Raw genomic sequence first — 2,036 nt, 5'->3', positions numbered from 1 at the left:
TCGACTACAAGACCAACCGGCCGGCGCCCTCCACTCTGGCCGAGGTGCCGCCGGCCTACCTGCTCCAGCTCGCGCTCTATCGCGCCCTGTTGCAGCCGCTCTATCCCGGCCGCACGGTCAAGGCGGCCCTGCTGTTCACCGAGGCGCCGCGGCTGATCGAGCTGCCAGCCGGTGCCATGGACGACGCCCTTGCCCGACTCACGGGAGCGTGACACAACACCTGCTTGAAGAAGGGCGCGATCACCACCACATTTGGTGGGACAAAAACTTTCAAAAGGATTTTCCATATGGCAACCGTGAAGGTCGACAAGAGCAACTTCCAGGCCGACGTGCTTGACGCCAACGTACCGGTCGTCGTCGATTTCTGGGCGGAATGGTGCGGTCCCTGCAAGATGATCGCGCCGGCGCTCGAAGACATTGCCACCGAACTCGGCGCCAAGGTGAAGATCGCCAAGCTCAACATCGACGAGAATCCGGAGCTTGCCGCCCAGTTCGGCGTGCGCTCGATCCCGACGCTGATGATCTTCAAGGGCGGCGAAATGGCCGACAAGAAGGTCGGTGCGGCGCCCAAGACCGCGCTGTCGCACTGGATCAACGGCAATCTCGCCTGATCCATCTGAAATTCATATGACCATCAAGCCCGGCCTCGCGCCGGGCTTTTTGTTGGCGTCATCGGTGCGTGGCTCTGGCTCTCGCGTCCGGCCACTCCATGTCATCTGCTTGAGCCAGACAGGAGAACCCCATGACCGGATCCGCCAAGGCCACCGTATTCATCGACAATGAGCGCGTCATCGTCACCGAGTACCGCTTCGCACCGGGCGAAAACACCGGCTGGCATCGCCACGGCCACGACTATGTCGTCGTGCCGCTGATGGACGGCAAGGTGAAGCTGTTGACCAAGGACGGCGAGACCTTCGCCGAGATGAAGAAGGGCGCGCCCTATTTCCGCAAAGAGGGCGTCGAACATGACGTCATCAACGCCAACGAAGGCGAATATGCCTTTATCGAGATCGAATTGAGGTGACGGCATGCCATCATGTGCCATCTTGATGGGCGCTGAGAGACTACATCTTCTAGAAAGGGGAGTTTGAAATGGCCGAACCCCAGCTTTCCGTCCGCAGCGCAAAAGCACGAGATATTGCTCATCGACTCGCTCGTCGCGAAAACCGTTCAATAGCTGATATCGTCGAACGCGCACTTGAATCCTATGAGATTCGGGAGGCCGGGCGAGAACCGGCCTCCCTCTTCTATTCCCGCCTGACGGCAAGCATCGGCGTCGACATCGATCTGGAAGCAATCATACCATTGTGATTTCAGAGACCCTTAGAAAGGCGCCTGATGCGGTGTCATGGCTTGGCTGGTCTCACCAATCAGCGATGCGGTCGTCGCCGGTGAATTGTGCGCTTTTCTGGGTGTACTCGAACAACTCGATTTTCACGTCGTTTGGATCGCGGATCCAGGCCTGAAATGTGTCATCGCAGGCCAGTTTCTTTGAGGTGACGTCGACACCTTTCGACCTGATGTGGGCGATCGCGGCATCAATGTTCTCCACTTCTAGGCAGAAGTGGTTGATCTGGTTCAGGTCGCCATAGCGGGCCTCGTTTTTCCCGAACACCTCGACATGGCTGCCGCCGCCGCAATCGAGGTAGAACCCGAAAATCTTGCCGTCACGCAGGAAATTGAAGCAGGTGTCCATGCCCAGCACGTCGCGATAGAAGCTTCGTGTCGCTTCAAGGTCGTTGGCGAAGATGCAGACGTGAGCGAGCTGCTTGACCTTGATCATGACAGGTTCCTCGCAGAAAAATCCGCCTTCAGGTCGGCGGGGTGCCGTTCTCGGCCAGCACCGCGCCGGTCAGATACAACGAACCGCTGATCAGGATGCGTGGCGCCGGACCGTCCCAGGTGTCGCGCAGCAGCATCAGCGCGCTGGCGACGGAACTCACCGGCTCGGCGGTCAGCCCGGCTTCCGTCGCGCGGACCGCCAGTTCGTCGTTTGGCACGCCGGCCTCGCTAAGGCTCACCGGCACCGTGTAGAC

At 59.7% G+C, this 2,036-nt stretch carries 5 protein-coding genes and 1 pseudogene; 4 read left to right on the top strand and 2 right to left on the bottom strand.

Annotated elements, in window-relative coordinates; all coding sequences use genetic code 11:
* The 4 genes from EN893_RS30925 to EN893_RS30910 form a co-directional block, all read left to right on the top strand.
* A partial coding sequence (locus EN893_RS30925; RefSeq protein WP_164901265.1) for a hypothetical protein occupies positions 1-212 on the top strand: 212 nt, incomplete at its 5' end.
* A gap of 75 nt (positions 213-287) precedes the next feature.
* Complete coding sequence (trxA, locus tag EN893_RS30920; protein WP_127268389.1) at positions 288-611, top strand: thioredoxin; 324 nt, start codon at positions 288-290, stop codon at positions 609-611.
* Positions 612-742: 131 nt separating this feature from the next.
* A complete protein-coding gene (locus EN893_RS30915; RefSeq protein WP_127268388.1) occupies positions 743-1,024 on the top strand; it encodes a cupin domain-containing protein in 282 nt (93 codons plus the stop codon).
* A gap of 68 nt (positions 1,025-1,092) precedes the next feature.
* Complete coding sequence (locus tag EN893_RS30910) at positions 1,093-1,311, top strand: plasmid stabilization protein (protein WP_127268387.1); 219 nt, start codon at positions 1,093-1,095, stop codon at positions 1,309-1,311.
* Between the two features lie 52 nt (positions 1,312-1,363).
* On the opposite strand, the gene EN893_RS30905 is transcribed toward EN893_RS30910, so the two are convergent.
* Both EN893_RS30905 and EN893_RS30900 read right to left on the bottom strand, forming a co-directional pair.
* The gene (locus tag EN893_RS30905; protein ID WP_127268386.1) at positions 1,364-1,783 is read right to left on the bottom strand and encodes a VOC family protein; all 420 of its coding nucleotides are present in this window, start codon (positions 1,781-1,783) and stop codon (positions 1,364-1,366) included.
* Between the two features lie 28 nt (positions 1,784-1,811).
* Positions 1,812-2,036: pseudogene (locus EN893_RS30900) on the bottom strand (bifunctional folylpolyglutamate synthase/dihydrofolate synthase); the annotation flags it as partial.

The sequence above is a fragment of the Mesorhizobium sp. M7A.F.Ca.CA.004.04.2.1 genome (genome assembly GCF_004022825.1).
In the GTDB taxonomy this organism is placed as follows: domain Bacteria; phylum Pseudomonadota; class Alphaproteobacteria; order Rhizobiales; family Rhizobiaceae; genus Mesorhizobium.
This window is presented reverse-complemented; position numbering and strand designations above follow the sequence as displayed.